The organism is Candidatus Defluviilinea gracilis (genome assembly GCF_057138825.1).
The window spans coordinates 1-2,296 of record NZ_DBNHEF010000034.1 but is presented as its reverse complement, the minus strand read 5'-3'; the positions used below and the strand labels follow the sequence as shown (position 1 = coordinate 2,296).

General features: G+C 50.3%; 3 protein-coding genes. All 3 read right to left on the bottom strand.

The genetic code is table 11. The features are described 5' to 3' along the window. Nucleotides 1-344: 344 nt before the first annotated feature. Nucleotides 345-644, bottom strand: coding sequence for a hypothetical protein (locus AC16KF_RS04570; protein ID WP_484036118.1), 300 nt, complete (start codon nucleotides 642-644; stop codon nucleotides 345-347). A gap of 106 nt (nucleotides 645-750) precedes the next feature. Beyond that, a complete protein-coding gene (locus AC16KF_RS04565) occupies nucleotides 751-1,200 on the bottom strand; it encodes an N-acetyltransferase family protein (RefSeq protein ID WP_484036117.1) in 450 nt (149 codons plus the stop codon). 5 nt (nucleotides 1,201-1,205) lie between these two features. Beyond that, nucleotides 1,206-2,135 carry an aldo/keto reductase gene (locus AC16KF_RS04560; protein ID WP_484036116.1) on the bottom strand — a complete coding sequence of 310 codons (930 nt, stop codon included), beginning with the start codon at nucleotides 2,133-2,135 and terminating at the stop codon, nucleotides 1,206-1,208. Nucleotides 2,136-2,296: the final 161 nt, after the last annotated feature.

Below are 2,296 nucleotides of genomic sequence, written 5' to 3'. Positions count from 1 at the left end.
GATAGATCAGCCCTCCCAACCCCCCTAAGGTTTCGTAAAAATATAAATTCCCTGTTGGGGATGCAGTTGCACTGCATCCCGCTCGCAGTGCAACTGCGCGCGAACAAAAACACGACGCGCTCGCGTGGCTGAGAGAAAATTTGTAAGCGAGGGGAGTAGTCGTGTAAGAACGAGCGCGGCTGGTGGCGGTTGAGGAAGTATTAGGTAACGGGGGTGCGTTAGCCAATTTTGGGCGGGCTGACAAAGGCTTGAGATGTAGAAAAAACTCGAACTTTGACTCGCCAATAACAAAATCGATTTACACTTGCAAACAGAACGCCAAGATCAAGTTGTTGTTATGTTATTTATTGAATCATGAATAACCATGCTATGACGGGCGCAGAAAACAAAACCAGGTATGCAATGGGAATATTGTTTCTATTAATGAGGATTCTAGAAACAATGATGGAACCAATTACCCAGATGATAGCTATGAAAAGCCCGTAACTATACGCTAACGACCAGAGAATTAACGGGCTACTTAATAATATTACCCCGATATAAATAATGCTGACAACGGTGTGAATAGTTTTTGGTTTTTTTTCTTTTTGATCGGCAATTATTTTTACTTTCTCTTCTTCGCTTTTGAAATCCCAATAACTCATAATCGTCTCCCTTCGGCAATCATAAAACGAGACATTAAGGGTTGCATACAAACGCCTAACGATGTCTTAATCAGCTTATAGGCTATGCGATATTCTATATACGGCATTATAGTCTCGAATTGTTCTGAACGCCAACCACATCAAACTCATACATTACAGTCTCTTCATCGGAAATGCTTCCGCCCACCGACTTATACAATCCGTTCGCGGCAACATTATTCTTGTCGGTCAACACCCACGCGTTGACACAGCCGAGTCCTTTCCCCAAGTTCAGCATCTCATTCATGATCGCTTTGCCGATTCCTTTGCCCTGATGCGAATCCGCGACGCCGACTTCGTTGATCCACAATTCAGGCGGCTTGTCGGGATGAATGTAATGGACGGCAGAGGCAAACCCGATCACAACACCGCCAACCAACGCGACGACGATGTGATGGCGCGGGTCTGCGAGAAATTCGCGCGCGAAAGATTCGTTCACGGGATTGTCAAAGACATCGTCCGCGATATTGAGCAAAAGAGGCAGGTCGGAGGCAGATAAAGTTTTTATGGTGAACATTCGATTCACAGCAACCCTTGTAATTCTTTCAACTCTTCCTCCGATAATTTCCAACCAACAGTTGCCGCGTTTGCCGTCACTTGCTCGGGCGTTGTCGCGCCAGCGATCACGGAGGGGATCTGCTTCCGACTGAGTAACCAGCCAAAAGCGAGGTCATGAAGCGCGCGTCCGCGTGAGACGGCAAAAGAGCGGAGCGCATCCAGTTTGTCGAAGTTGGCTTCGGTGAGTCGATTCTTCACGTACGGGCTGAACGTGCCGCGCGATCCCTCAGGTGGCGCTTCGCCGCGCGTGTATTTTCCCGTGAGCAGACCGCCCGCGAGCGGGAAGTATGGCAGGATGCCGACGTTCGACCACGCGCAATAGGGCAGGAGTTCGCGCTCGGCGTCGCGCTCGAACAAATTGTAGTGCGTTTGGATCGTGACGAATTGCTCCCAGCCCATCATCTCGGCGAACGTGTTGCAATGCGCCAACTGCCACGCCGAAAATTGACTCGCGCCGATGTAGCGGATTTTCCCCGCGCGGACGAGATCGTCGAGCGCGCGCATCATCTCGGCGACGGGCACCGATTCGTCCCACGCGTGAATCTGATACAGATCAATGTGGTCTGTTCTCAGCCTCCGCAGACTCGCCTCGACCGCGCTCATGATGTGATACCGCGACGCGCCAATGTCGTTCGGACCCTCGCCCATTTTGAATCGTCCTTTTGTGGCGAGCACGACTCGATCTCTTTGTCCCTCCAACGCCGCGCCGACGAATTCCTCCGATGCGCCGTTGCTGTACACGTTTGCCGTGTCGAAAAAATTGATGCCCTCATCCAACGCGCGATGGACGACGGCTTTTGTGCCAGCCGCGTCCACTTTGCCGCCGAATTGATTGCATCCGATCCCAATAGCCGATACTTTCACGCCCGCCTTGCCTAGATTTCGATATTCCATTGATGGTTCCTCGTTTTGTTTATGTATTTCACGTTATGTCATTCTGAATACTATGAAGCCGTCAAGGTTTTTTGAAAAACCAGGGGATTGACAGCAACATAGTTGGGAAGGTAGGGTTGTTGCGAGCGGACGACAGCACAAGCAATCTTGAGGATCTTGTT